Here is a 799-nt window from a genome sequence, read left to right as displayed (position 1 = left end):
GGCGTTAAAATTTCTTCCGTCGCCACTTCTCGAAGATGAAGTAGATTTGATAAGTATTCATTCTCTTGCGAGACAATCGTGCCGTCTTTTTGGCCAAGTGAGGCAAGCGCTAAAATTTCATCACGCGTAATCACATTGTCTTTGTCTTTACTGAATAACTTGGTCAAGCGCGTCGACAGCCACACTAGCGGGAACACAATTTTCACTAACCAAGAGATAGTAAAAGACGCCGGCACAGCAAGTTGCCGCCAATAGGTCGCGCCCAATGTCTTAGGAATAATCTCAGAAAAATACAAAATAGCTAAGGTGAGTAACACCGCAATCAGTGTTTCCCACTCGGCACCATAAACCTGAACAGCTTGAGACCCAACCCCCGCTGCGCCCATCGTATGCGCAAAGGTATTTAAGATCAGAATACTGGAAAGAGATTCGTCTAGTTTAGTCCGAACTTCGGCAATTTTAGCGCCCAGTTTTGGCTTCTCTGATTGAATAGTTTCGCTGTAGCTAGGGGTAATCGATAAGAGAACAGCTTCTAAGATAGAGCATAAGAACGATACGCCAATCGCGATCGCAAGATAGAGTAATAATAGGGTCATGTATTTTTTCCAAGCACTTGAGGCTCTAATGTAGCAAATTGCAACACAATCAACTATGCCAATTCCACTATTCTAAGTGAATGGATGCTAATCTAATTAACACAAGGCCAAAGCGCTCAAAACAGTGTAGTGTATGTGCTATCGATTCAGCATTTCACATTGCGACGCTTCACGAGACCAAGCTATGTTTTTCATCCGTTTGT

1 protein-coding gene is annotated in these 799 nt (G+C 43.2%); it reads right to left on the bottom strand.

The window, feature by feature from the left end; translation table 11 throughout:
• On the bottom strand, positions 1-596 hold a 596-nt coding region (locus A3739_RS26330; RefSeq protein WP_156502870.1), incomplete at its 3' end, for a DUF21 domain-containing protein.
• Between the last annotated feature and the right edge of the window lie 203 nt (positions 597-799).

Source organism: Oleiphilus sp. HI0067, from assembly GCF_001635735.1.
The sequence above is the reverse complement of the archived record's forward strand: the minus strand, read 5'-3'. Positions and strand labels throughout refer to the sequence as shown.